The organism is Streptomyces colwelliae, from assembly GCF_048158785.1.
In the GTDB taxonomy this organism is placed as follows: domain Bacteria; phylum Actinomycetota; class Actinomycetes; order Streptomycetales; family Streptomycetaceae; genus Streptomyces.
Genome location: NZ_JBLTJC010000038.1, coordinates 23,430 through 45,977, shown reverse-complemented (window position 1 = coordinate 45,977; position 22,548 = coordinate 23,430). Strand labels below are relative to the sequence as shown.

The window sequence follows — 22,548 nt, the reverse complement described above, 5'->3', positions numbered from 1 at the left end:
GCGTGCCTACCGCCTGGGCGCCCAACACCTCTGGGAGCAACTCCTCCATGAAGCAAGGAAGTTGGGCGGCGACGCGCCCGACGCGCTCCCCTCCAGAGGGTCCTCGGCGAGCATCGCCGGGTTCGCGGCGCAGCCGACAGGGCCGGTGGCGGCATCGATCCAGCCGGCGGCCCGTCCACCGTTCCGCCATGCCCACCAGCAGCCGTACGACCTTCTCGCGGCCCTCGATCGGGCGCCGGACCGCGCTCGCCCTGCCGCCGCCGTCGCCCCACCAGGTCGCGTCGGCGGCCAGGACCTTCTCCAGGCCGGTCGAAGCGGGACCCCGGTTCGCCCACCCGTTGGACCGCCCGCCGGTACAGCTGGCGGGAGTTGGCCTCGGTGAGGTCCAGTACGTCGGCGACACGGCGACACGGCGTCCCGCTGTTCGGCCGACTCGAAGGGGCCGAGGGTGCCGTCCGCGGTGAGGACGGGTTCCGGCAGCCAAGTGCCGACGTACTGCTCGCTGCGGACCCGGGCCGAGGTCGTCACCAATCTCTCCCGCACCCGGCTGACGGCATAGCCGCCGCACGGCATGAGCGCTGAGTGGCCCGGCGGTGGGCAAGGGCCGTCGTCACCACCGCCGGACCGGTCCAGGGGTGTCCCCTCCGGAGATCCGAAAAGGACTAGACCAGATGATCCAGCAGGTAGGGGCCGCTTGAGAAGTCCACCGACACTGTCTGTGAGTCAGCCCACACCCTTCACCTGGATGGACCCTTGCCGGGCGTGGCACACTGGCCGTGTACCAGAAGCAGCGCACTCCGGGGTCGGTGAAAGTCCGAACCGGCGGTTACAGTCCGCGACCCGTCCGCTTCCAGCGGCCGGTTGACCAGGTGAAATTCCTGGACCGACGGTTAAAGTCCGGATGGGAGGCAGTGCGCGGCGGGCGGGCATTCGTGCGCGCCGCCGTATCGGCTCGTCCTGTGTGGACGGGGCCTGTCCGGCGTCGTCCTCGGTGCTTCCGTTCGTTTCATTCTGTCGTCTTCGACAGGCCCCGGAGTCCGTGCCCCGATGTGGCAGGAGGACCCGGGAAGTGTTCACCGGAATCGTCGAAGAGCTTGGTGAAGTCACCGCTGTCGAGACCCTCGACGACGCGTGTCGCTTCCGCCTGCGCGGCCCTGTCGTCACCGAGGGCGCGAAGCACGGCGACTCCATCGCCGTGAACGGCGTGTGTCTGACCGTCGTGGACTTCGAGGGTGACGAGTTCACCGCCGACGTCATGGCCGAGACCCTGAACCGCTCCAGCCTGGCCGACCTCGCCGTCGGCTCCCGGGTCAACCTCGAACGCCCGATGGCCCTCGGCGCCCGCCTCGGCGGCCACATCGTGCAGGGCCACGTCGACGGCACCGGCGAGGTGATCGAGCGCAAGCCGTCCGAGAACTGGGAGATCGTCAAGATCTCGCTCCCCGCGGACCTCACGCGCTATGTCGTCGAGAAGGGCTCCATCACCGTCGACGGCATCAGCCTCACCGTCGTCGACGCGGGCCCGGACTACTTCACCGTCAGCCTCATCCCGACCACCCTCGGCCTGACCACGCTGGGCCACAAGCAGCCCGGCGACCCGGTCAACCTCGAGGTCGACGTCATCGCCAAGTACGTGGAGCGGCTGATGGGTTCACGCGAGGTGACCTCGTGAACTGGCTCAACTCCGAGGCCTTCGTCCTGTTCGGCCAGCACATCAAGTGGTCGGACATGATCGGCAACGTCGTCGGCCTGATCGCCCTGGCCTTCGGCTGGCGGCGCTCGATCTGGAGCTGGCCCACCCAGTTCGTCTCCGGGGTCATCCTCTTCGCCGCGTTCGCCACCGCCCACCTCTCCGGCAGCGCCGGCAAGCAGGTCGTCGTCATGGTCGTCGCGGTCTACGGCTGGTGGCAGTGGAACCGCGGCAAGGGCGGTTCCGCCGACGGCCACATCACCCCCCGCTTCGCCACCTGGCGCGAGCGCGCGATCCTGGCCGGCTCCGCCGCCGTCGGGACCGTGGCCGTGGCCGTCCTCTTCAAGGCGTACCCCTCGCTCTCCTGGGACCCCTGGCCCGACGCCTACATCTTCGTCGGCACCGTCGTCGCGATGTACGCCCAGGCCCGCGGCATGGTCGAGTTCTGGTTCGCCTGGCTCCTCGTCGACCTCGTCGGCGTCCCCCTCAACTTCGCCAACGGCTTCGCGTTCTCCGGCTTCGTCTACGTCATCTACGGCGCACTCGTCCTGTGGGGCATGCGCGACTGGTGGCTGCGCTCCCGAAAGGCCCCGCAGCCCGTCCTGGAAGGAGCGCCGGCATGACAGCGGCACCGATCCTGTACAGCACCGACGGTTTCGAGGACTTCTCCCTCGACCCGGTCGAGCAGGCCATCGCGGACATCGCGGCCGGCCGCCCGGTCGTGGTCGTCGACGACGAGGACCGCGAGAACGAGGGCGACCTCGTCATCGCCGCCGAGAAGGCGTCCCCCGAGATCATCGCGTTCATGATGAGCGAGTGCCGCGGCCTGATCTGCGCCCCCATGGAGGGCGACGAGCTGGACCGGCTCCGGCTCCCGCAGATGGTCGAGGACAACACCGAGTCCATGAAAACCGCGTTCACAGTCTCCGTGGACGCCTCGCCCGTTCACGGTGTGACCACCGGTATCTCGGCCTCAGACCGCGCGACCACGCTTCAGGTCCTCGCGAGCGGCAACGCCCAGGCCGACGACCTGGTTCGCCCCGGCCACATCTTCCCGCTGCGCGCCCGCTCCGGCGGCGTGCTGGTCCGCAACGGCCACACCGAGGCCGCCGTGGACCTCGCCCGCCTCGCGGGCCTGCGCCCGGCCGGCGCGATCGTCGAGATCGCGGGCGAGGACGGCCGTATGCTCCGCCTCCCCGAACTGATCCCGTTCGCCCGCAAGCACGGCCTGACGATCATCTCGATCGAGGATCTGATCAGCTACCGCCAGGCCGCCGAACCCACCGTCCGCCGCGAGGCCGAGGTCCAACTCCCCACCCGCCATGGCCAGTTCACGGCCTACGGCTACCGCTCCACCGTGGACGGAGTGGAGCACGTCGCCCTCGTCCACGGCGAGATCGGCGACGGCGAGGACGTTGTCGTCCGCGTCCACTCCGAGTGCCTCACCGGCGACGTCTTCCACTCCCTGCGCTGCGACTGCGGCCCCCAGCTGGAGGCCTCCCTGGAGCGCATCCAGGAAGAGGGCAGGGGAGTGGTCGTCTACCTGCGCGGCCACGAGGGACGCGGCATCGGCCTGCTCTCCAAGCTCCGGGCGTACGAACTCCAGGAGCGCGGACGCGACACCCTCGACGCCAACCTGGAGCTTGGCCTGCCCGCCGACGCCCGGGACTACGGCGCCGGCGCGCAGATCCTGGAGGATCTCGGCGTCCACAGCCTGCGCCTGATGACCAACAACCCCGACAAGACCGACGCGCTCGTCCGGCACGGCCTCAAGGTCACCGGCCGCGAGCCGATGCCCGTACAGGCGGGCGAGCACAACCTCCGCTACCTGCGCACCAAGCGGGACCGGATGGGGCACGACCTGCCCTGGCTGGACGCGGCCCCCGTGTCCACCTGCGGCAACCAGTAAGAACAGGAACTGAGGAGAGACGTGAGCGGCAAGGGCGCACCCGAACTGTCCGTACGCAACGTCGGAGACCTGCGGGTCGCCGTCATCGCGGCACAGTGGCACGAAAAGGTGATGGACGGTCTGGTGGACGGCGCGCTGCGCGCCCTGCACGACCTGGGGATCGACGAGCCGACCCTGCTCCGGGTCCCCGGCAGCTGGGAACTCCCGGTCGTGGCAAAGGTGTTGGCGGGCCGGGGCTACGACGCGATCGTCGCCCTCGGTGTCGTCATCCGGGGCGGCACCCCGCACTTCGAGTACGTGTGCCAGGGCGTGGTTCAGGGCCTCACCCAGGTCTCGGTCGACACCGGCGTCCCCGTCGGCATGGGCGTCCTGACCTGCGACACCGAGGAGCAGGCCCTGGACCGGGCGGGCCTGGAGGGCTCGAACGAGGACAAGGGGCACGAGGCGGTGACGGCGGCCGTCGCGACGGCGGCCACCCTCCGCTCAGTATCCGAACCGTGGCGTTAAGCCCACGATCGTTTGCAATAGGGTGGGTAGCACCATGTCCAATAAGACGTTCGAGGAGCTCTTCACCGAGCTCCAGCAGAAGGCCGCCACCGGCGACCCCGCCACTTCCCGCACCGCAGAACTGGTCGGCAAGGGCGTCCATGCCATCGGCAAGAAGGTCGTAGAAGAGGCCGCCGAAGTGTGGATGGCCGCAGAGTACGAGGGCAAGGAGGCGGCTGCCGAGGAGATCTCGCAGCTGCTCTACCACGTCCAGGTGATGATGGTCGCCCGCGGAATCTCGCTGGACGACGTCTACGCCCACCTGTAAAAACCCTTAAGACCCGTTCGAGACAGTTCACCCCTTTTCACCCGAAGGAAGCCGACCTCATGCTGCGCATCGCCGTCCCCAACAAGGGTTCCCTGTCAGGACCTGCGGCGGACATGCTGCATGAGGCCGGCTACCAGCAGCGCCGGGAGTCCAAGGAGCTGCGGATCGTCGACCCGGTCAACGAGGTCGAGTTCTTCTACCTCCGCCCCCGCGACATCGCGATCTACGTCTCCTCCGGCCGCCTCGACATCGGCATCACCGGCCGCGACCTGCTCATCGACTCCGCCGCGAGCGCCGAGGAGATCCTCCCGCTCGGCTTCGCCCGCTCCACGTTCCGCTTCGCCTCCAAGCCCGGCGCGGCGAGCAGCGTGGAGGACCTCAAGGGCAAGACGGTCGCCACCTCGTACGAGGGGATCGTCGCGGGGCACCTCGCGGACAACGGCATCGACGCCTCCGTCGTCCACCTCGACGGCGCCGTCGAGACCGCCATCGAGCTGGGCGTCGCCGAGGTCATCGCGGACGTCGTCGAGACCGGAACGTCCTTGCGCAACGCGGGACTTGAGGTCTTCGGCGACCCGATCATGAAGTCCGAGGCCGTCGTCATCCGCCGCAAGGACGCCCCGACGGACGACACCGCGGAACCGAAGGTCCAGCAGTTCCTGCGCCGCCTCCAGGGCGTCCTGGTCGCCCGGACCTACGTGATGATGGACTACGACTGCCGGGTCGAGCAGCTGGAGAAGGCCGTCGCGCTCACCCCCGGCCTGGAGTCCCCGACCGTCTCCCCGCTGCACAACGAGGGCTGGGTCGCCGTCCGCGCGATGGTCCCCGCCAAGGAAGCGCAGCGGATCATGGACGACCTGTACGACATCGGCGCCCGGGCCATCCTGACGACGGCCATCCACGCCTGCCGTCTCTGAGGAACACGCCAGCCATGTCTCAACTCCCCGCCCTGCCGGTCACGTTCCGGCCGGGGCGCACCCGTGCCGTGCTGCTCACCGCGGGCATCGCGATCTTCGTCGTCATCACGACCGTCGCGATGCTGCTGGAGCAGCTCACCCCGGGGGAGAAGCTCAGCTTCGTCTTCACGGGGGCCATCCTCTTCGCCGTGCTGGCCCTGCTCGCCCGGGTCAAGGTCGTCGCCGACGAGTCCGGTGTCACCGTCGTGAACATCGTCAGCAGGCGCCGTCTGGCATGGGCCGAGATCCTCCAGGTGAATCTGCGCCCCGGCGATCCCTGGGTCTTCCTCAATCTCAGCGACGGCACCAGCCTGCCCGTGCTCGGCATCCAGCCCGGTATCGCCAAGGCGCGGGCCATCGCCGACGCGCGCACTCTGCGGGCGCTCGCCGAGGACCGGTCGCTGAGGGATCTGCCGTAGAGGGCCATGTCTTGATTAATCTGTTGTCGGTGGCGTTTTTCGTTCCCGCCTCCGCCACCGATGTTCCCCCCTGTCTTCAGAGGCACCCTGCGACCCGAGGAGTGACTCCCTCCAGCGATGGACGGATCGTCCTGTAGTACCTGCGCCGCCCCCTCCCGGCATATCGAGGCGGCGGCATGACCATCCCCTTGTTGCTCCTCGGAGCGGCGATCCTGCTGATTCTGGCCAACGGCTTCTTCGTCGCGGCCGAGTTCGGGCTCGTCACCGTGGAGCGTGCCGAGGCCGAGAAGGCCGCCGCCGAGGGTGACCGACGGGCCGCCACGGTCGTCGAGTCGCTCAAGGAGCTGTCCTTCCAGCTCTCCGGCACCCAGCTCGGCATCACCATCACCTCCCTGGTCGTCGGCATGCTCGCCGAACCGGCCCTCGCGGAGCTGCTGCACGGCCCGTTCAGCGCGATCGGCATCCCCGAGGGCGCCGTCTCCGGCGTCGCCGTGGTCGTCGGCATGCTGCTGGCCTCCGCCGTACAGATGGTGATCGGCGAGCTCGTGCCCAAGAACTGGGCGGTGTCGCGCCCCCTCCAGGTCGCGCGCTTCGTCGCCGCACCGCAGCACACCTTCGCCCGCCTGTTCCGCCCGGTGATCGCCGCGCTGAACACCGTCGCCAACAAGCTCGTCCGCGCCCTCGGCGTCGAGCCCACCGAGGAGCTGGCCTCCGCCCGCACCCCCGGCGAACTCGTCTCCCTGGCCCGGCACTCGGCGCAGGCCGGCACGCTGGAGCAGGACACCGCCGATCTCTTCGTACGGACGCTGTCGCTGGGCGAGTTGACCGCGCAGCACGTGATGACCCCGCGCGTGAAGGTCAGCGCGCTCCAGTCGTCGGCGACCGCCGAGGACGTGGTCAACCTGACCCGCGCCACCGGTCTGTCCCGCTTCCCCGTCTACCGCGAGAAGATCGACGAGATCATCGGCATGGTCCACCTCAAGGACGCGCTGGCCGTGCCCTCGCACGCCCGCCTGCGCACCTCCGTCACCAGCATCGCCAAGTCCCCGGTCCTGGTCCCCGAGACCCTGCCCGTCCAGCCGCTCCTCGCCCGGCTGCGCAGCGAACAGCCCATCGCCGTCGTCGTCGACGAGTACGGCGGTACGGCCGGGGTGGTCACCCTGGAGGACATCGTCGAGGAACTCGTGGGCGAGGTCCGCGACGAGCACGACGGCCAGGACGTCCCCGAACTCGCCGCGGCCCCACCGGAGGACGGCAAGCCGGCCTGGGACGCGGACGGCAGCTGCCGGGTCGACATCCTCCAACGCATAGGCCTCGATGTCCCCGAGGGCCCGTACGAAACGGTGGCCGGACTGGTAGCCGACCTCCTCGGCCGCATCCCGGCCCCCGGCGACAAGGCCGAACTCCCAGGCTGGCGGCTCTCAGTCCGCCAGGTAGGCCACTACCGCGCCGAACGAGTCCGCCTGGTCCGCACGACTCCGGCCGTGAACGTGATGGAGGCGGCCCGATGACCGTCCTCCAACTCCTCTTCGCTGTACTCCTGGTACTCGCCAACGGCTTCTTCGTAGGCGCCGAGTTCGCCCTCGTCTCCGTCCGCCGCAGCCAGATCGAACCCCTCGGCACGGCCCGCGCCCGACAGGTCCTCTACGGCCTCGAGCGGCTGCCGCAGATGATGGCGGCGGCCCAATTCGGCATCACCGTCTGCTCGTTGACGCTGGGCGCGGTCGCCGAGCCGACGGTCGCACACGTTCTGGAGCCGGTCTTCGAGTGGATGCACCTGCCCGAGGGCATGATCCACCCCCTCGGCTACGTCCTCGCGCTCGCCGCGGTCGTCTTCTTCCACCTCGTCATCGGCGAGATGGTCCCGAAGAACCTCGCGATGGCCGCGCCGGAGAAGGCCGCGATGTGGCTCAGCCCCGGCCTGGTCGCCTTCGCCCGCGTCTGCAAGCCGATCACCGTGGCCCTCGGCGCCGTCGCTCAGGGCATCCTGCGGCTCTTCCACGTCGAACCCAAGGACGAGGTCGAGGCCGTCTTCACCAGCGAACAGCTCAACCGCCTGGTGGAGGACTCGGGACAGGCCGGCCTCCTCGACCCCGAGGAGCAGGAACGCCTCGAAGACGCCCTGGAGTTGGGCTCCCGCCCGGTAACGGACGTCCTCCTGCGCCGCGAGGACCTGGTGACGGTCAGCCCCTCGGTCACCCCGGGCGAGATCGTCGCCCTCACGGCCCGCACCGGCTACTCCCGCTTCCCCGTCGCCGCGGAGACCGGCGCCTTCATGGGCTACCTCCACGTCAAGGACGTCCTGGACCTGGAGGAATCCGAGCGAGCGGTCCCCCAACAGATCTGGCGCCCCATGACGACCCTACGAGCCGAACTCCCCCTGGACGACGCCCTCACGGTCATGCGCCGAGCGGCAACCCACCTGGCCCAGGTAGCGGACGCCTCCGGCAAAGTTCTCGGCCTGGTCGCCCTGGAGGACGTCCTGGAACTCCTGGTAGGCGAGGTGACGGACCCGGCCCATCGGGAGGTCCCGGCACCGGCCCAACCACGAACGCCGGAACTGAAGCAGGCGGTACCCAGTTGAGAACTCAAGCGGGCGGTGTCCGGCCCGGAGGCTGATGCCGGCGGTACTTGGTTGAGACCTGGAGTCGACGGCGCCTGCCTGAGAACTGAAGCGGGCGGTGCCTGGCTGGGGACCTGAGGCGGGCGGTGCCTGGCTGAGGCGAGGCCTGGAGCGGGCATCGTGTGGCTGGGGCGCGGGCCTGGGGTCTGGAGCTGGCGATGAGCGGCTGAGGGCTGGAGCCGTCGGTGTCCGGCCTGAGGTCTGCAGAGGGCTTTGCCTGGCTGATGGCCTGAAGCCGGCGGCCCCTGGCAGGCACCGGTTCCCCGTGCCCACCCAAGGGGCGCGGGGAACTGCGCGACCAGCCCCCACGCACCCGCACTCGCGGAACAACAGATCCAACCCAGCCCGTGCGCACCCCTCACATCCCGGCAGAACCGGGCCCCCTCCCCGACAACACCTCTCCATACGCCTGCATCAGATCCGGCAACCGCAACGTCGACAGATCATCCCGGGACAGCATCCCGGGATACACCGACAACCGCAGATCCCGATACGCACAGCTCTTCTCGTACAGCGTCCGCAGGAACCGCCCGTTCCCCAGCTCGTCGATCCACCCCTGATCGACAACATGCCCGGCGATCGACCGCAGCTCGTCCAACGCCTCCTCGTCCCACACGTCACCGTTCTCGGCGGCCAACACCTCGCCGATGGACGTGAGTTCAAGCGGCCGGTACGAAGGAAAGTCGACGCGAGTCGTGAAACGGGACGACAACCCGGGGTTGGCCGCCAGCAGCCGGTCCATGCCCTCCGGATAGCCCGCCAGGATCACCACGAGGTGATCGCGATTGTCCTCGGCCCGCTTCAACAGCACCTGCAAGGCCTCGTCGCCGTACGCATCGCCCTTGCCGTACCCGGAGTTGGAGAGCGAGTAGGCCTCGTCGACGAAGAGGACGCCACCGATCGCCGAGTCGATCAACTCGTTTGCCTTCACAGCCGTCTGGCCCAGATACTCACCGACCAGGTCTGCCCGCTGCGCCTCGACGAGATGGTCCCCGCCGAGCAGCCCGAGGGCATAGAAGACCCGCCCGAGAATGCGCGCAACGGTGGTCTTGCCGGTACCCGAGGGCCCCGAGAAGACGAAGTGCCGTTTCGGCGGCTGAACCGGCAGCCCCTGCCCGGCACGCAGCCGCGCCATGTTCAACTGGGCGGACAGCGCCTTGACTTGGCGCTTCACCGGCTCCAGCCCCACCATGCGCTCCAGTTCGTTGAGCGCCTCCTCCAGCAGGACGGGATCGGTGGGCCCCGTGGGCAGCGGAAGCACCGGATTCGAGGTCTTCTCCCGCACCGAATCGCCCGCGGCGGGCAGCGGCCCGGTCGGCGGCAGACCGGGCTCCGACAGCTTCAGATCGCGCCCCTCCGCACCGAACAGCGGATCGAGCCCGTCCGGCCCCTCCAGCGCGTCCTGCCCGCCGGAGAGTGTGATCGCCGCGAGGTCGGTCACGTCCTCGGAGCCGTCGTACCCGTCGGAGTCGGTGATCGCGGCGAGCCGCGCCGAGGTGTCCATGAACGCGGGGTCGACGCGATGCACCGCCCGGTACAACGGGAGGGCGGCGGCACTGCGCCCGGTGCCCTCGTGGGCCCGCGCCAGCCAGTACCGCAGCTCCTTGCGCTGCGGCTGTTCGCTGCGGCAGCGCATCAGCGCGGAGGAGAGGAGCGGTTCGGCCTGGCCGTACATCTCCAGCCGTACCCGGGCCATCCCGCCGAACAACCCGGCCTCGATGCCCAGGAGTTGATCGTTGATCAGCGGATCGGTGTGCCGGACCAGCTGCTCCCAGTCCTTGACCAGATAGGCGCGGCACGCGTGCAGGAAGCGGACCTGGTGGTCGGTGTCGACGGGCGGCAGTCCGGCCAACGCCCGGTCCAGCTCGGGAACATGGCGGCCGTCCAGCCAGTGCGAGGCGTGCGCGAGCAGCAGATCACGCGGGCTCTCCAGCACGGGCTGGACCCACCAGCCCAGCCAGTACCAGGAGTTGAGTGTGCGGCGGTGCCTGGTGCGCTGTTCCCCGAAGCGTTCCCGGTGCCGGTACATGCGCAGCAGCGCGGTCGTGGTGTCGACGCGCAGCGCGTGCAGTCCGAGCCAGCCGTCGGCCATCCCGGGATCCATCCGTACCGCCGTGCGGAACTCCTCCTCCGCCTGCGGATAAGCGCCCATCGTGTAGGCGTCCACGCCTCGCAGCCACGCGAGGTCGGCCGGGGCCTCGGGGCCCTGCGTGCCGAAGTCCATCACGTCCCCCCACAAACCGTGCCCCCGTTGATTCGCCGCCGGGCCGGCGCCCGTCGGCAGTCTGGGTCGAACCGCTGTGCCGCGGACGGGAGTTGCCGTGGTGCGCGAAGCAGCCGTCCGTCGGTCGCACCCTGGGCATCGTACCTGCGGGGCAGTCGCCCATCGAAGGGTGCCGCACAGGCCGTTTGACGAGGTGGGAGCAGATGGGGCGCACTCAGGACGGTGACCCAGGGTGAGCAAATCACGGCTCGTGACGGCCGGAAAACGCGCTGGGAGCAGAACGAAGCCCCCGATCACGGGGGAACAACCGGGGGCTTCGCGACTCTGGGCGGCTCCGAACGGCCGCACATTCAGAACGTAAGACCTGTACGGCCCCTGGGTCAAGCCGAGTTGAGGCACTCAAGCAAGTTCGAGTGAAAGGGTCTTCACAAGTTCAGCACACTGCGGGCGGTCCGTCACCGTGGGTCACCTCATGGTCCGGTCCAATCGTCCCTGAGGGCCCCGCGAGTACCTCGTACCCCATGCTCAACTGCCGTACCAGGAAGTCCGCGTGGGGTCGCGAAGGGTCTTTGGCGAAGTGTTCGTGTTCCGCCTCGACCCACCCGTCCCAGAAGTCCCGCTGCTCCGCCCCGTCCCGCAGTCGCCCCCGTGCCCACGACTCCTCCCGGGGGAGTTCCATCCACAGCAGCCCCGCGAGGAACGGGCGCACCGCCCGGCGTCCGGCGCCGACGCCCTCGACGAGGACCACGGGCGCGGGCGGCAGCGCGCGGGGCGCCGTGAAGTGCCGGGCGTGCCAGTCGTAGGGGGCGTAGTGGGCGGTCTCGCCGCGGCCGAGCGGGGTGATCACCTGGCTCAGCAGCCGGCCGGTCCAGCCGAACAGTTCGTCGTGGCTGGCGAGGTCGTCCAGGTGCAGCACGGGGGCACCGCCGAGGGCCTCGGCCAACTGCCCGGCGAACGTGGACTTCCCGGACCCCGCGTGCCCGTCGACGCCGACGAGCCGGACCGGGCCGCAGGACGGGGGCAGGCGGCGCAGGTGGTGGGCGAGGTCGTGCATGGCTGGTCCCGGGAGGTCGTGGGGCGGGTGATGCCGCAGGTCGCCGGGACAGTCTAGAGAGCGGTGGCTCGCGCCCCAGGTCATACCAGTGGTCGATACCAATATTGGTGGGTGTGGCGAGGTTCGAAGTGCTGGCAGCGGAGTGCCGTGTGTGTTCATAGTGGGCGCACAGTCGTCCATTGGATCTGTCCCGACTGGATCTGTCCCGACTCGGAACACCCGGGGGTCTTCCGCCCATGAGCAGAGCCGAACAGCCGTCCCGCAGAACCGTCCTGGCCGCGGCGGTCGCCGCCGCGGTGGTGAGTGCCGCGGGCCCCGCGGCCGCCGACACCGCCGGTGCGCCCGCCGAGGCCACCGACACGGACCGCGCCCCGACCAGCTCGGTCGACAACCACGCGTGGACCACCTACGCCGACTGGCGCCGCGGCGCCGCCCAGGGCACCCGCGCCGTCGCGGGCCCCCGCCCGGGCCTCCAGATCGGCGCCGCCCTCGGCAGCGTCGACTACACGGACCCGCACACCGGAAAGACCGCGGCCTGGGAGTACGCGACCTGGACGTCCCCCGTCCACAAGCTCTCCGTCCCCGCGACGGAGACCATCGCCTCCTGGAACGCGCACACCCCGGCCGGCACCTGGCTCCAGATCGAGCTGCGCGGCACGTACTCCGACGGCACGGACACCCCCTGGTACGTGATGGGCCGCTGGGCCGCAGGCGACCAGGACATCAAGCGGACCTCCGTCGACGACCAGACGGACGGCAAGTCCACGATCTGGACGGACACCTTCGCGATCGACGACGCGACGACAGGCCTGCGCCTCACGTCGTACCGGCTCCGCCTGACCCTCTACCGCACGCCCGGCACCAAGCTCACCCCCACCGTGTGGCGGCTCGGCGCGATGGGCTCCGACGTCCCGGACCGCTTCACCGTCCCGGCGTCGACTCCCGGACTGGCCCAGGAGTTGATCGTCCCGCGCTACTCGCAGGAGATCCACGTCGGTCAGTACCCCGAGTACGACAACGGCGGCGAGGCCTGGTGCAGCCCCACCTCCTCGCAGATGATCATCGAGTACTGGGGCGGCCGGCTCACCCCGGAGCAACTGGCCTGGGTCGACCCGTCCTACGCCGACCCCCAGGTCGACAACGCAGCTCGCTTCACCTACGACAACCAGTACCAGGGCTGCGGCAACTGGCCGTTCAACGCCGCCTACGCGGCCACGTTCAAGGACCTCCAGGGCGTGGTCACCCGGCTTGGCTCGCTCGGCGACCTGGAGACGCTGATCGCGGCGGGCATCCCGGCCATAACGTCACAGTCGTTCCTCAGCAGCGAGCTGACCGGCGCGGGGTACGGCACCTCCGGCCACCTGATGACCGTGATCGGCTTCACCGCCGACGGCGACGTGATCGCCAACGACCCCAACTCGCCCAGCGATCCGGCCGTCCGCCGCGTCTACAACCGGCGCGAGTGGGAGAACATCTGGCTGCGCACCAAGCGGTACAACGCCTCCGGCAAGGTCTCCTCCGGCACCGGTGGCGTCTGTTACCTCTACTTCCCGGCACACCCGACCGCCCGCCAGCGCAAGGCCCTCGCGGCGGTGGGCGTGCGCTGACCCGGAGCGCTGTCACAGGGCGCCTGTGATCAGGCGCCCTGTGACCAAGGTCTCCGGCGCAAAAGCCGATACGGATGGCAAGGTGGACAGAACGGGGGAGTCCACCGCACATCCGACCTCTGCGAGCCACCATGACCGCACACTCCGCCAGCGCCGCCCGCACCCGTACCCGCATCGGCGGCCCCAAGGGCGACGGTCCGAAGATCGTCGAGCACGTCATGGGCTGGACCCTTGTCGTGGTGATCGCGATGCTTGTGACCCAAATCGGCCTGCTGTGACCTCACGCATACGCGACCTGCCATACTGCGGTTGACCAAGCCCAGTTGGAGAGCCAGAGTCGAAATTGGAAATCAGTCAGCAGCGTGACGTCCCACGTCCCCGGGCGCGCGGTACCGAGCGTTCCTTGGCGCGCCGCGCCGAACTCATCACCATCGGCCGGAAGTTGTTCGCCGACACGTCCTACGACGCGCTGTCCATGGACGACATCGCGCGGCAGGCGCATGTCGCCAAGGGGCTGATCTACTACTACTTCCAGTCCAAGCGCGGCTACTACCTGGCGATCATCAACGACTCGGTCGCCGACCTGGTGACCTTCGCGGCGAGCGGCCTCGAACTGCCCCAACTGGACCGCGTACAGCGGACGATGGACAGCTACCTGCGCTGGGCCGAGCACAACCAGGCCGCGTACCGCACCATCGTGAGTGGCGGCGTCGGCTTCGACACCGAGGTGCACGCCATCCGCGACGGGGTGCGCGCGGCGATCGTCGCGACCATCGCCGACGGGGCGTACGGTCGCACGGACATCTCCCGGATCGCCCGCATGGGCCTGTTCGGCTGGGTGTGCAGCGTCGAGGGCGCGACGCTTGAGTGGATCAGCACCTCCGACCTCTCCCGCGAGACGATGCGCGAAATCCTCGTGAAGACCCTCGGCGGCACCCTGCGCGCCATCGAGGAACTGGACCCCGCCCACCCGGCGCCCAAGCCCGCCCGCCGGGACGGCTGAAGCGGCGGTTCCGCCCCGTTCCGGACGGCCGGGCTATTCTTGAAGTAAGCGGTCGTTAACTGGTGACGCGAGACCTTCGATCGGGCATACTCACAGCGCAGAGCCGCTGGTCAGCCGCTTCCGAGACCCGGGAGTAGGAGCAGCGGCCGCATCCGTGCGGTACCCGGCCACGTCGCCTCGACCCCAGGCGTACGCCCGCCGATGTGCCCGACAGGGAGGAGAGCGTCGCCATGCCCGACCGCGCCCCGCAGCCGGTGGACCGGCAACTGCCCACGGACGAGGCCCGGGATCTGATCTCGCTGGCCCGCGACATCGCACAGCGCGAGATCGCCCCCGGAGCGGCCGAGGAAGAGGACGCCGGACACTTCCCGCGCGAGGTCTTCACCCTGCTCTCCCGGTCGGGACTGCTCGGCCTCCCGTACGACTCCGAGTACGGCGGCGGCGACCAGCCGTACGAGGTCTACCTCCAGGTCCTCGAAGAGCTCGCCGCGGCCCGCCTCACGGTCGGCCTCGGCGTCAGCGTCCACTCCCTGTCCTGCCACGCGCTGGCCAACTACGGCACCAAGCAGCAGCAGGTCGAGCACCTGCCCGCGATGCTCGGTGGCGGACTGCTGGGCGCCTACTGCCTCTCCGAACCGTCCTCCGGCTCCGACGCGGCCTCCCTGCGCACGAAAGCGGTGAGGGATGGCGACGACTGGGTGATCGACGGCACGAAGGCGTGGATCACGCACGGCGGCATCGCCGACTTCTACACGGTCATGGCCCGCACCGGTGAGGACGGCCCGCGCGGGATCAGCGCCTTCCTGGTGCCCGGCGACGCGGCCGGCCTGAGCGGCGCGGCGCCGGAGAAGAAGATGGGCATGAAGGGCTCGCCCACCGCCCAGGTCCACTTCGACGGCGTCCGCGTCCCCGACGAGCGCCGCCTCGGCGAGGAGGGCCAGGGCTTCGCGATCGCCCTGTCCGCACTGGACTCCGGCCGGCTCGGCATCGCGGCCTGCGCAATCGGCCTGGCCCAAGCGGCACTTGACGAGGCGGTGGCCTACGCGAGCGACCGGCGGCAGTTCGGGCGCCCGATCTCCGACTTCCAGGGCCTGCGCTTCATGCTCGCCGACATGGCCACCCAGATCGAGGCGGGCCGCGCGCTCTACCTCGCGGCGGCCCGGCTGCGCGACGCCGGCCGCCCGTTCGCCAAACAGGCCGCCATGGCCAAGCTGCACTGCACCGACACCGCGATGAAGGCCACCATCGACGCCGTCCAGGTCCTCGGCGGCTACGGCTACACCGCGGACTTCCCGGTCGAGCGCTACATGCGCGAGGCCAAGGTCCTGCAGATCGTCGAGGGCACGAACCAGATCCAACGGATGGTCATCGCCCGTCATTTGGCGGGTCCCGAAGCCCACCGAACCGGCTGACGCCTGGGGCCTGTCCGGAGGCTCGGGCCGCGGACGCGGCGCCCGTCGCCGTTCAGGCGCCGTTGGCCCCCTCCGCCCTGATCCAGCGGGCGGACCCCACCGGCGGCGCCGCCAGCCGCGCCCACTCCGGGTCGTGACGCCCCGGCAGGGTGCGGCCCCGGTCGGCCCAACTCCGCATGAGATCACGGTAGATGGGCGGGTCCTGGGGCTGCGGCGGCGCCGGGGGAACCGATTCTGCGGGTACGGGGACGAAGATCCGGCGCTGACGCCCGGTCGGCGCATAGGTGGGGGTCATACCAGGGCAACGTAAGGGCCCGTCGACAGGTCACCGGCGCGGGTAATCGAGCGTGCGTTCACCGGCGTACGGGTTCCGGGTCTGGCTACCGCACCCGACCTGACGTACCGTCACCTCCACTGTCCCCAGGGGAGGTTAGCCGTGGCAGACGACCGTCCCGTGCCCCTCGACGAGTACCCCGTGCACCAGGTCCCCCTGTCGATGAAGCACGTCGCGACCGGCGACCGGAACGCCTACGACCGCTGCATCTTCCACGTGTTCGACCACGAGGGCCGCGCCCTGCTCATCCTCGGCCTCGGCGTCTACCCCAACGTCGGGGTGATCGACGCCTACGCGACCCTCCGCACCGGAGACGTACTCCACGCGGTCCGCGCCTCGGACGCCCTCGGCGACGACCGCATGGAGCTCGCCGTAGGCCCGTTGCGCATAGAGGTGGAGGAGCCCCTGCGCCGACTGCGCCTGCGCTGCGAGGACAACTCCCTCTGGTGCGACCTCACTTGGACGGCCGAGTTCCCCGCCCTCTGGGAACCCCACCACGTCCAGTACCGCGGCGACCGGCTCACCCTCGAAGGGCGCCGCTTCGTCCAGGCGGGCGGTGTGGAGGGTGTGATCCGCGCCGGTGACGAGGAGTTCCGGGTCTCCGCCAACGGCTGGACCGGCACCCGTGACCGGAGTTGGGGCGTGCGGCCGATCCCCGGCGAGGAAGGCGGCAGGCTCGCCGAGGACCACCCGACCGAGGGCTTCCACTGGATCTGGTGCCCGGTCCGCTTCGAGGACCGCTTCCTCATGGTCATCGTCCAGGAGGACGCCGACGGCTACCGCACCCTGAACGAGGCGACCGTCGTCCGCCCCGGCCACCGAGACCGCCAACTCGGCTGGCCCCAGGCCGAGATCACCTACCGCTCCGGTACTCGCCACCCCGAGCGGGCCCTCGTCCACCTCGGCGACGCACGCAAACCGCAGGAACTCGACGTCGAGATCCTGACCTCCTCACCGCTGGCGACCGGCGCCGGTTATCCACCCGCCGACGACTGGCAACACGGCACGTGGCGCGGCCGCGCCTGGACCGACACGCGCACCTACGACCTCACCCGGCCCGCCCCGCTCGCCGCCTACGGCGTCACCGACCACGCGGCCCGCTTCCGCCTGGACGGCCGGGTCGGCCACGGCATCTTCGAGCACGGCTCTTTCGGCCGCCACGACCCGAGCGGCTTCACCGGCTTCGACTCGGTAGCACCGTAGGGGAGTTGAGACATGGCGACGGCACCCCGCCCCCGCACGACCACCCGTGACCCCGAGGAACTCGCCCACCGCCTCACCGCCTGGCTCGACACCCGCCTGCCCGGCGCCAAGGCCGTGGACGTCAGGGTCCCCGCCTCGAACGGCATGTCCAGCGAGACCCTGCTCTTCGACATCGACCACTCCGAACCCCCGCTCCGCGCCTGCGCGTTGAGACTCGCGGCGGACCCGGCGGCGTACACCGTCTTCCCGGTCTACGACATGCCGCGCCAGTTCCGCACGATGCGCCTGGTCGCCGAGCGGACGGACCTCCCGGTACCCGAGGTGCGCTGGCTGGAGGAGGACCCCGGCCCGCTCGGCGCGCCGTTCTTCGTCATGGCGCGCGCCGAGGGACGCGTACCGCCGGACGTCATGCCGTATACGTACGAGGGCAATTGGCTGCACGCGGCGACCGACGCGGAGCGGGAACATCTGGAGGCCGCCTCGGTCGGGATCGTCGCCCGCCTCCACGACCAAGTCCCGCTGGGAGAGGCCGAGTTCCTCACCCTCCCGGGCGACGGCGACGCCCTCCACCGCCACGTCGCATCCCAACGCGCGTACTACGACTGGGTGGTTGACGGTCTCGCCCGCTCACCGCTCATCGAGAGCGCCTTCGACCGGCTCGCGGAACTCTGGCCGGCCGACCCCGGCGAACCGGTCCTCAACTGGGGCGACGCGCGCATCGGGAACGTCGTCTACGACGGGTTCGACCCCGTCGCCGTCCTCGACTGGGAGATGGCGGCCCCGGCCCCGCGCGAGGTGGACCTCGGCTGGACCGTCTATCTGCACCGCTTCTTCCAGGACCTGACGGTCGCCTTCGGCCAGCCGGGCCTGCCGGAGTTCTTCCGCCGGGACCGGGTGGAGGCCCGGTACGCCGAACTCACCGGCCACACCCCGCGGGACATGGACTTCTACACCCTGTACGCGGCCCTGCGGCACGCGATCGTGATGCTCCGTATCGCCTACCGCCAGGTGCACTTCGGCGAGGTGGCCGTCCCGGCGGACCCGGACACACTGATCCTGCACCACGGCAGTCTGCGGGCCATGGTGCAGGGCAGCTACTGGGGTTGAGCGAGTGCGCTCAGGCGGCGCGGCGCATGTCCGGCACGCGCATCGGGCGCGAGCTCGGTCCGCCGACGTGCGAGAACGGCTGCGTCCGCCAGTCGAGGCCCTGAGGGAGCGTCAACAGCAGCGCGGTGTCCTGCTCTTGGGGCTCCGCGGACTCGTCGGCGGACCGGGCGTCGGCCGCCTTGCGGCCCGTACCGGCGCAGACCGTCAGCCCGAACGGGTTCCACGGCGAGGCGCACAGCGCGTGCTCAGGCAGGACCGCCTCGTCCGCGAGGAGCGCGATGGGCTGCACGCAGTCCGGGCAGATCACCCGGTACATCTCGAAGGTGTCGTACGCGTCGAGCTCATCGGCGTCGAAATCATCGGATTCGACGCCCTCCGGCTCGGAGTCGACGACGAGCTGCGGCCGCTTGGGCGCGGTGCGTCCAGGGCGCTTAAGACTCTGCATGGGTTCTCCCCCTACTGGGCTGGGCCGTGAAGGCACTGCGGCCTCGACCACAGCAAGCACTTCCCGTCCCGTCTCCGCGGTAATCACGAGACCATCACGGAGACCGTCCGGGGCCTGTGGCGTTCGTCACATGCCGCCCGCAGATGCCCGAGGCGGCGGTTTTGTCCCCGGCAGGCTCACGAGCCGCCCTCCGCCACATCACGAACCGGGTATGACCTGCGCCGCCGAGGTATCGGTGGAGATCAGCTGCACTGTAGGTTCTTGCGTCATGGAGGAGCTGGACCGACAAATCGTGCAGCTGCTCGTCAAGGACGGGCGGATGAGCTACACAGACCTGGGCAAGGCCACGGGCCTGTCCACGTCGGCCGTGCACCAACGGGTGCGCCGGCTGGAGCAGCGGGGCGTCATCCGCGGGTACGCCGCGGTCGTCGACCCGGAGGCGGTGGGCCTGCCCATGACCGCCTTCATCTCGGTGAAACCGTTCGACCCCAGCGCCCCCGACGACATCGCGGACCGCCTCTCCGACGTCCCCGAGATCGAGGCCTGCCACAGCGTCGCGGGCGACGAGAACTACATCCTCAAGGTGCGGGTCTCCACCCCGCACGAACTGGAGGAGCTGCTGGCCCGGCTGCGCGGCCTGGCCGGCGTCTCGACCCGGACCACGGTGGTGCTCTCGACGCCGTACGAGGCACGCCCGCCCCGCATCTGACGGACCTGCGTTCGGGGCGGCGCCGGTGAGGCGCGAGACTGTTCCCCATGAGTGAGCGCACCCCCGAGCCGTCAACCGTCCTGCTCCGCCGCGGCGAAGTGCACAGTCCCGCCGACCCCTTCGCGACCGCGATGGTCGTGGAGCGCGGCCAGGTCGCCTGGGTCGGCTCCGAGGGCGCCGCCGACGCCTTCGCGGACGGCGTCGACGAGGTGGTCGACCTGGACGGCGCGCTGGTCACCCCGGCGTTCACCGACGCACACGTGCACACGACGGCCACCGGCCTCGCGCTCACCGGCCTCGACCTGTCCGACGCGCCCTCCCTGGAGGCGGCCCTGTCCCTCGTCCGGGACTTCGCCGCCGCCCGCCCAGCCGACCGCGTTCTGCTCGGCCACGGCTGGGACGCCGCCCGCTGGCCCGGGGGCCGCCCGCCGACCCGCGCCGAACTGGACGCGGCGACCGGCGGACGCCCGCTCTACCTCTCCCGCATCGACGTCCACTCCGCGGTCGTCACCACGGCCCTGCTCGACCTCGTCCCCGGCCTCGACGCGACCGACGGCCCCCTCACGGCCGACGCCCACCACGCCGTCCGCGCCACCGCGCTCGCCGCCATCACGCCGGAGCAGCGCGTCGAGGCCCAGCGGACCGCCCTCGCCCACGCGGCGTCCCTGGGCGTCGGCTCGGTCCACGAGTGCGCGGGGCCGGAGATCTCCTCCGAGGACGACTTCACGGGCCTGCTGCGGCTGGCCGCCGAGGAGCCCGGGCCGCGTGTTGTCGGCTACTGGGCCGAGGAGGACGTGGCGAAGGCGCGGGAGCTGGGCGCCGTAGGAGCGGCGGGGGACCTCTTCGTCGACGGCTCCATCGGCTCGCACACCGCCTGTCTGCACGAGCCGTACACCGACGCCGGGCACACCGGCATCGCCTACCTCGACGTGGACGCCGTCGCCGCCCATGTCGTCGCCTGCACCGAGGCGGGCCTCCAGGCGGGCTTCCACGCCATCGGGGACGCCGCCGTGACCGCGGTGGTCGACGGCTTCCGGGCAGCCGCCGAGAAGGTCGGCCAGGGCCGCGTCCGCGCCGCCCGCCACCGCGTCGAACACGCCGAGATGCTCACCCCGGAGACCATCGCGGCCTTCGCCGAGCTGGGCCTGACCGCCTCCGTACAGCCCGCCTTCGACGCGCTGTGGGGCGGCGAGGACGGCATGTACGCCCAGCGGCTCGGCCTGGAGCGGGCGCGCGCCCTGAACCCCTTCGCGGCCCTGCTGCGGGCCGGCGTGCCCCTCGCCTTCGGCTCGGACAGCCCGGTCACCCCGATCGACCCGTGGGGGACGGTCCGCGCCGCCGCTTTCCACCGGACGGCCGAACACCGGGTCTCCGTACGGGCCGCGTTCACCGCCCATACGCGGGGCGGCTGGCGGGCCGTAGGACGGGACGACGCGGGTGTTCTGGTCCCGGGCGCACCCGCCGACTACGCCGTCTGGCGGACCGACGCCCTGGTCGTGCAGGCGCCCGACGACCGGGTCGCGCGCTGGTCGACCGACCCGCGCTCCGGCACACCCGGACTGCCCGACCTGACACCGGGCGGCGACCTTCCCGTCTGCCTGCGCACCGTCGTGGGCGGACGGACGGTGTTCGTACGGCCGGGCGAGTGATCTCCCGGGGTGGCGTGCCCCCGATCCGTGGCCGCCGCTCCGTCGCGCGACCTGCGCATCCTCGGCCCTGACCAGCCGGTTGAGGGGGAAAGGCCAGGTCAAACGACTGTTGACAGGCAGGCGCAGGGGGCCGGTAGGTTCGTCCGAGTCCACCACCGGACGCCCGACCGGGGAACCTCCGAGCAATCGCCGCAGCGCCGCTGGGTCAGGGACGGTGTGCCGTACCGGGCACCGCCACTGGGAGCCAGGCTCAGCGCCCGCGCCACGGCGAGGGAACGTTCCGGCCGGTCGGCTGGTGTGACCCGGGTGGGGCCCGGACGTCCAGTAGACAACGGCTTTGGTCGACCCGCAGCCGGCGGGTCCCAGGTCGGCCCGAAGGGCGCCGGGCCCCCATCCGCAGCACGTATTCACCGAAAAGGACGTTCTTACCCCGTTCTTGTCGAATCGACACCGCCGTACGAACGACGTGGCACGTCATGCCAGGCCGCGGCCACTATGGTGGACGCCTGCGTACGGACATGAAGGGGCAGCAGTGAACGACGGCGACGGAGCCCTCGCGGCACAGGCCCAGGGGCGGAAGTTCGGCCCGCTCGGCAAGGCCTTGGTGATCATCCCGACCTACAACGAGGCGGAGAACATCAAGTCCATCGTCGGTCGGGTGCGGCAGTCGGTCCCCGAGGCTCATGTCCTCGTGGCGGACGACAACAGCCCCGACGGCACGGGCAAGCTGGCCGACGAGCTGGCGGCCGAGGACGAACAGGTCCAGGTGCTGCACCGCAAGGGCAAGGAAGGCCTCGGCGCCGCCTATCTGGCGGGCTTCCACTGGGGCATGGACAACGGCTACGGCGTCCTCATCGAGATGGACGCCGACGGCTCCCACCAGCCCGAGGAGCTGCCCCGGCTGCTCACCGCGCTCAAGGGCGCGGACCTGGTGCTCGGCTCCCGCTGGGTGCCCGGCGGCCGGGTGGTGAACTGGCCGAAGTCCCGCGAGTTCATCTCCCGCGGCGGCAGCCTCTACTCGCGCGTGGCCCTCGACCTGCCGCTGCGCGACATCACCGGCGGCTACCGCGCCTTCCGCCGCGAGACCCTCGAAGGCCTCGGCCTGGACGACGTGGCCTCCCAGGGCTACTGCTTCCAGGTCGACCTGGCCCGCCGAGCCGTCAGAGCCGGCTACCACGTCGTCGAGGTCCCCATCACCTTCGTGGAGCGCGAACTCGGCGACTCCAAGATGAGCCGCGACATCCTCGTAGAGGCCCTGTGGCGGGTCACGACATGGGGCGTGGGCGAGCGCGTCGGCAAGCTCCGCGGCCGCGCGAACCCCGGGAGAAAGCCTTCACAGCCGTAGCCCTACGACTTCACAGGCCTCGTTGATCGTCCGCTTATCCCGCCC

22 protein-coding genes, 1 pseudogene and 1 riboswitch are annotated in these 22,548 nt (G+C 70.5%); of the genes and pseudogenes, 18 read left to right on the top strand and 5 right to left on the bottom strand.

The features are described 5' to 3' along the window. A pseudogene (locus tag ACNFOC_RS11260) lies at nucleotides 1-403 on the bottom strand (hypothetical protein); the annotation flags it as partial. A gap of 385 nt (nucleotides 404-788) precedes the next feature. Next, a riboswitch (FMN riboswitch) is annotated at nucleotides 789-919 on the top strand. Between the two features lie 150 nt (nucleotides 920-1,069). Here ACNFOC_RS11260 and ACNFOC_RS11255 point away from each other — a divergent pair. The 9 genes from ACNFOC_RS11255 to ACNFOC_RS11215 all read left to right on the top strand — a co-directional run bounded on the left by ACNFOC_RS11255 (nucleotide 1,070) and on the right by ACNFOC_RS11215 (nucleotide 8,372). Then, nucleotides 1,070-1,672 (top strand): riboflavin synthase, encoded by a 603-nt coding sequence (locus ACNFOC_RS11255; protein WP_416958948.1) that lies wholly within the window; start codon nucleotides 1,070-1,072, stop codon nucleotides 1,670-1,672. Then, a complete protein-coding gene (locus ACNFOC_RS11250) occupies nucleotides 1,669-2,313 on the top strand; it encodes a nicotinamide mononucleotide transporter family protein (RefSeq protein ID WP_416958947.1) in 645 nt (214 codons plus the stop codon). Before ACNFOC_RS11255 ends, ACNFOC_RS11250 begins: the two co-directional genes overlap by 4 nt. Continuing rightward, entirely contained in the window at nucleotides 2,310-3,599 is a 1,290-nt protein-coding gene (locus tag ACNFOC_RS11245) for a bifunctional 3,4-dihydroxy-2-butanone-4-phosphate synthase/GTP cyclohydrolase II (protein WP_416958946.1), read from the top strand. The genes ACNFOC_RS11250 and ACNFOC_RS11245 overlap by 4 nt, the downstream gene beginning before the upstream one ends. Nucleotides 3,600-3,620: 21 nt before the next feature. Next, nucleotides 3,621-4,106 (top strand): 6,7-dimethyl-8-ribityllumazine synthase, encoded by a 486-nt coding sequence (ribH, locus tag ACNFOC_RS11240; RefSeq protein ID WP_416958945.1) that lies wholly within the window; start codon nucleotides 3,621-3,623, stop codon nucleotides 4,104-4,106. A 34-nt stretch (nucleotides 4,107-4,140) separates the two neighbouring features. Continuing rightward, complete coding sequence (locus ACNFOC_RS11235) at nucleotides 4,141-4,413, top strand: phosphoribosyl-ATP diphosphatase (protein ID WP_018534786.1); 273 nt, start codon at nucleotides 4,141-4,143, stop codon at nucleotides 4,411-4,413. 59 nt (nucleotides 4,414-4,472) lie between these two features. Next, nucleotides 4,473-5,330, top strand: coding sequence for an ATP phosphoribosyltransferase (gene hisG, locus ACNFOC_RS11230; RefSeq protein ID WP_416958944.1), 858 nt, complete (start codon nucleotides 4,473-4,475; stop codon nucleotides 5,328-5,330). Nucleotides 5,331-5,344: 14 nt separating this feature from the next. After that, a complete protein-coding gene (locus ACNFOC_RS11225; RefSeq protein ID WP_416958943.1) occupies nucleotides 5,345-5,788 on the top strand; it encodes a PH domain-containing protein in 444 nt (147 codons plus the stop codon). A gap of 176 nt (nucleotides 5,789-5,964) precedes the next feature. Continuing rightward, nucleotides 5,965-7,299, top strand: a complete 1,335-nt coding sequence (locus tag ACNFOC_RS11220) for a hemolysin family protein (RefSeq protein WP_416958942.1) — start codon at nucleotides 5,965-5,967, stop codon at nucleotides 7,297-7,299. After that, nucleotides 7,296-8,372, top strand: a complete 1,077-nt coding sequence (locus ACNFOC_RS11215) for a hemolysin family protein (RefSeq protein WP_416958941.1) — start codon at nucleotides 7,296-7,298, stop codon at nucleotides 8,370-8,372. The genes ACNFOC_RS11220 and ACNFOC_RS11215 overlap by 4 nt, the downstream gene beginning before the upstream one ends. A 397-nt stretch (nucleotides 8,373-8,769) precedes the next feature. Here ACNFOC_RS11215 and ACNFOC_RS11210 read toward each other — a convergent pair whose 3' ends face one another. Continuing rightward, a complete protein-coding gene (locus ACNFOC_RS11210; protein ID WP_416958940.1) occupies nucleotides 8,770-10,635 on the bottom strand; it encodes an AAA family ATPase in 1,866 nt (621 codons plus the stop codon). A gap of 433 nt (nucleotides 10,636-11,068) precedes the next feature. Beyond that, the gene (locus ACNFOC_RS11205) at nucleotides 11,069-11,689 is read right to left on the bottom strand and encodes a uridine kinase family protein (RefSeq protein ID WP_416958939.1); all 621 of its coding nucleotides are present in this window, start codon (nucleotides 11,687-11,689) and stop codon (nucleotides 11,069-11,071) included. Nucleotides 11,690-11,925: 236 nt separating this feature from the next. On the opposite strand from ACNFOC_RS11205, the gene ACNFOC_RS11200 reads away from it, so the two are divergent. From ACNFOC_RS11200 to ACNFOC_RS11185, 4 genes are all read left to right on the top strand, one after another. Further along, entirely contained in the window at nucleotides 11,926-13,296 is a 1,371-nt protein-coding gene (locus ACNFOC_RS11200) for a C39 family peptidase (RefSeq protein ID WP_416958938.1), read from the top strand. A 131-nt stretch (nucleotides 13,297-13,427) separates the two neighbouring features. Then, entirely contained in the window at nucleotides 13,428-13,574 is a 147-nt protein-coding gene (locus ACNFOC_RS11195; protein ID WP_416958937.1) for an SCO1431 family membrane protein, read from the top strand. Between the two features lie 65 nt (nucleotides 13,575-13,639). After that, a complete protein-coding gene (locus ACNFOC_RS11190) occupies nucleotides 13,640-14,299 on the top strand; it encodes a TetR/AcrR family transcriptional regulator (RefSeq protein ID WP_363096600.1) in 660 nt (219 codons plus the stop codon). A 230-nt stretch (nucleotides 14,300-14,529) separates the two neighbouring features. After that, nucleotides 14,530-15,711 (top strand): acyl-CoA dehydrogenase family protein, encoded by a 1,182-nt coding sequence (locus ACNFOC_RS11185; protein ID WP_416958936.1) that lies wholly within the window; start codon nucleotides 14,530-14,532, stop codon nucleotides 15,709-15,711. Between the two features lie 52 nt (nucleotides 15,712-15,763). Here ACNFOC_RS11185 and ACNFOC_RS11180 read toward each other — a convergent pair whose 3' ends face one another. Continuing rightward, entirely contained in the window at nucleotides 15,764-16,006 is a 243-nt protein-coding gene (locus ACNFOC_RS11180) for a hypothetical protein (protein WP_416958935.1), read from the bottom strand. 141 nt (nucleotides 16,007-16,147) lie between these two features. Between ACNFOC_RS11180 and ACNFOC_RS11175 the strand changes: the two genes are divergently transcribed. After that, entirely contained in the window at nucleotides 16,148-17,248 is a 1,101-nt protein-coding gene (locus tag ACNFOC_RS11175; RefSeq protein WP_416958934.1) for an Rv3169 family protein, read from the top strand. Nucleotides 17,249-17,260: 12 nt separating this feature from the next. Continuing rightward, a complete protein-coding gene (locus tag ACNFOC_RS11170) occupies nucleotides 17,261-18,355 on the top strand; it encodes a phosphotransferase family protein (RefSeq protein ID WP_416958933.1) in 1,095 nt (364 codons plus the stop codon). 10 nt (nucleotides 18,356-18,365) lie between these two features. On the opposite strand, the gene ACNFOC_RS11165 is transcribed toward ACNFOC_RS11170, so the two are convergent. Next, on the bottom strand, nucleotides 18,366-18,800 hold the full coding sequence (locus ACNFOC_RS11165; RefSeq protein ID WP_416958932.1) for a hypothetical protein: 435 nt from the start codon (nucleotides 18,798-18,800) through the stop codon (nucleotides 18,366-18,368). A 268-nt stretch (nucleotides 18,801-19,068) separates the two neighbouring features. On the opposite strand from ACNFOC_RS11165, the gene ACNFOC_RS11160 reads away from it, so the two are divergent. The 3 genes from ACNFOC_RS11160 (at nucleotide 19,069) to ACNFOC_RS11150 (ending at nucleotide 22,503) form a co-directional block, all read left to right on the top strand. Then, entirely contained in the window at nucleotides 19,069-19,509 is a 441-nt protein-coding gene (locus tag ACNFOC_RS11160; protein WP_026150833.1) for an Lrp/AsnC family transcriptional regulator, read from the top strand. Nucleotides 19,510-19,556: 47 nt separating this feature from the next. After that, nucleotides 19,557-21,158: an amidohydrolase gene (locus tag ACNFOC_RS11155; protein WP_416958931.1), complete on the top strand. Its 1,602-nt coding sequence runs from the start codon at nucleotides 19,557-19,559 to the stop codon at nucleotides 21,156-21,158. A 532-nt stretch (nucleotides 21,159-21,690) separates the two neighbouring features. After that, a complete protein-coding gene (locus ACNFOC_RS11150) occupies nucleotides 21,691-22,503 on the top strand; it encodes a polyprenol monophosphomannose synthase (RefSeq protein ID WP_416958930.1) in 813 nt (270 codons plus the stop codon). Nucleotides 22,504-22,548: the final 45 nt, after the last annotated feature.

Excerpts from the sequence above, each read along its gene's own strand:
- ACNFOC_RS11245 (WP_416958946.1), top strand. The coding sequence starts at position 2,310 with ATGACAGCGGCACCGATCCTGTACAGCACCGACGGTTTCGAGGACTTC.
- ACNFOC_RS11235 (WP_018534786.1), top strand. The coding sequence starts at position 4,141 with ATGTCCAATAAGACGTTCGAGGAGCTCTTCACCGAGCTCCAGCAGAAG.
- hisG (WP_416958944.1), top strand. The coding sequence starts at position 4,473 with ATGCTGCGCATCGCCGTCCCCAACAAGGGTTCCCTGTCAGGACCTGCG.
- ACNFOC_RS11225 (WP_416958943.1), top strand. The coding sequence starts at position 5,345 with ATGTCTCAACTCCCCGCCCTGCCGGTCACGTTCCGGCCGGGGCGCACC.
- ACNFOC_RS11220 (WP_416958942.1), top strand. The coding sequence starts at position 5,965 with ATGACCATCCCCTTGTTGCTCCTCGGAGCGGCGATCCTGCTGATTCTG.
- ACNFOC_RS11215 (WP_416958941.1), top strand. The coding sequence starts at position 7,296 with ATGACCGTCCTCCAACTCCTCTTCGCTGTACTCCTGGTACTCGCCAAC.
- ACNFOC_RS11210 (WP_416958940.1), bottom strand. The coding sequence starts at position 10,635 with ATGGACTTCGGCACGCAGGGCCCCGAGGCCCCGGCCGACCTCGCGTGG.
- ACNFOC_RS11205 (WP_416958939.1), bottom strand. The coding sequence starts at position 11,689 with ATGCACGACCTCGCCCACCACCTGCGCCGCCTGCCCCCGTCCTGCGGC.
- ACNFOC_RS11200 (WP_416958938.1), top strand. The coding sequence starts at position 11,926 with ATGAGCAGAGCCGAACAGCCGTCCCGCAGAACCGTCCTGGCCGCGGCG.
- ACNFOC_RS11195 (WP_416958937.1), top strand. The coding sequence starts at position 13,428 with ATGACCGCACACTCCGCCAGCGCCGCCCGCACCCGTACCCGCATCGGC.
- ACNFOC_RS11185 (WP_416958936.1), top strand. The coding sequence starts at position 14,530 with ATGCCCGACCGCGCCCCGCAGCCGGTGGACCGGCAACTGCCCACGGAC.
- ACNFOC_RS11180 (WP_416958935.1), bottom strand. The coding sequence starts at position 16,006 with ATGACCCCCACCTATGCGCCGACCGGGCGTCAGCGCCGGATCTTCGTC.
- ACNFOC_RS11170 (WP_416958933.1), top strand. The coding sequence starts at position 17,261 with ATGGCGACGGCACCCCGCCCCCGCACGACCACCCGTGACCCCGAGGAA.
- ACNFOC_RS11165 (WP_416958932.1), bottom strand. The coding sequence starts at position 18,800 with ATGCAGAGTCTTAAGCGCCCTGGACGCACCGCGCCCAAGCGGCCGCAG.
- ACNFOC_RS11160 (WP_026150833.1), top strand. The coding sequence starts at position 19,069 with ATGGAGGAGCTGGACCGACAAATCGTGCAGCTGCTCGTCAAGGACGGG.
- ACNFOC_RS11155 (WP_416958931.1), top strand. The coding sequence starts at position 19,557 with ATGAGTGAGCGCACCCCCGAGCCGTCAACCGTCCTGCTCCGCCGCGGC.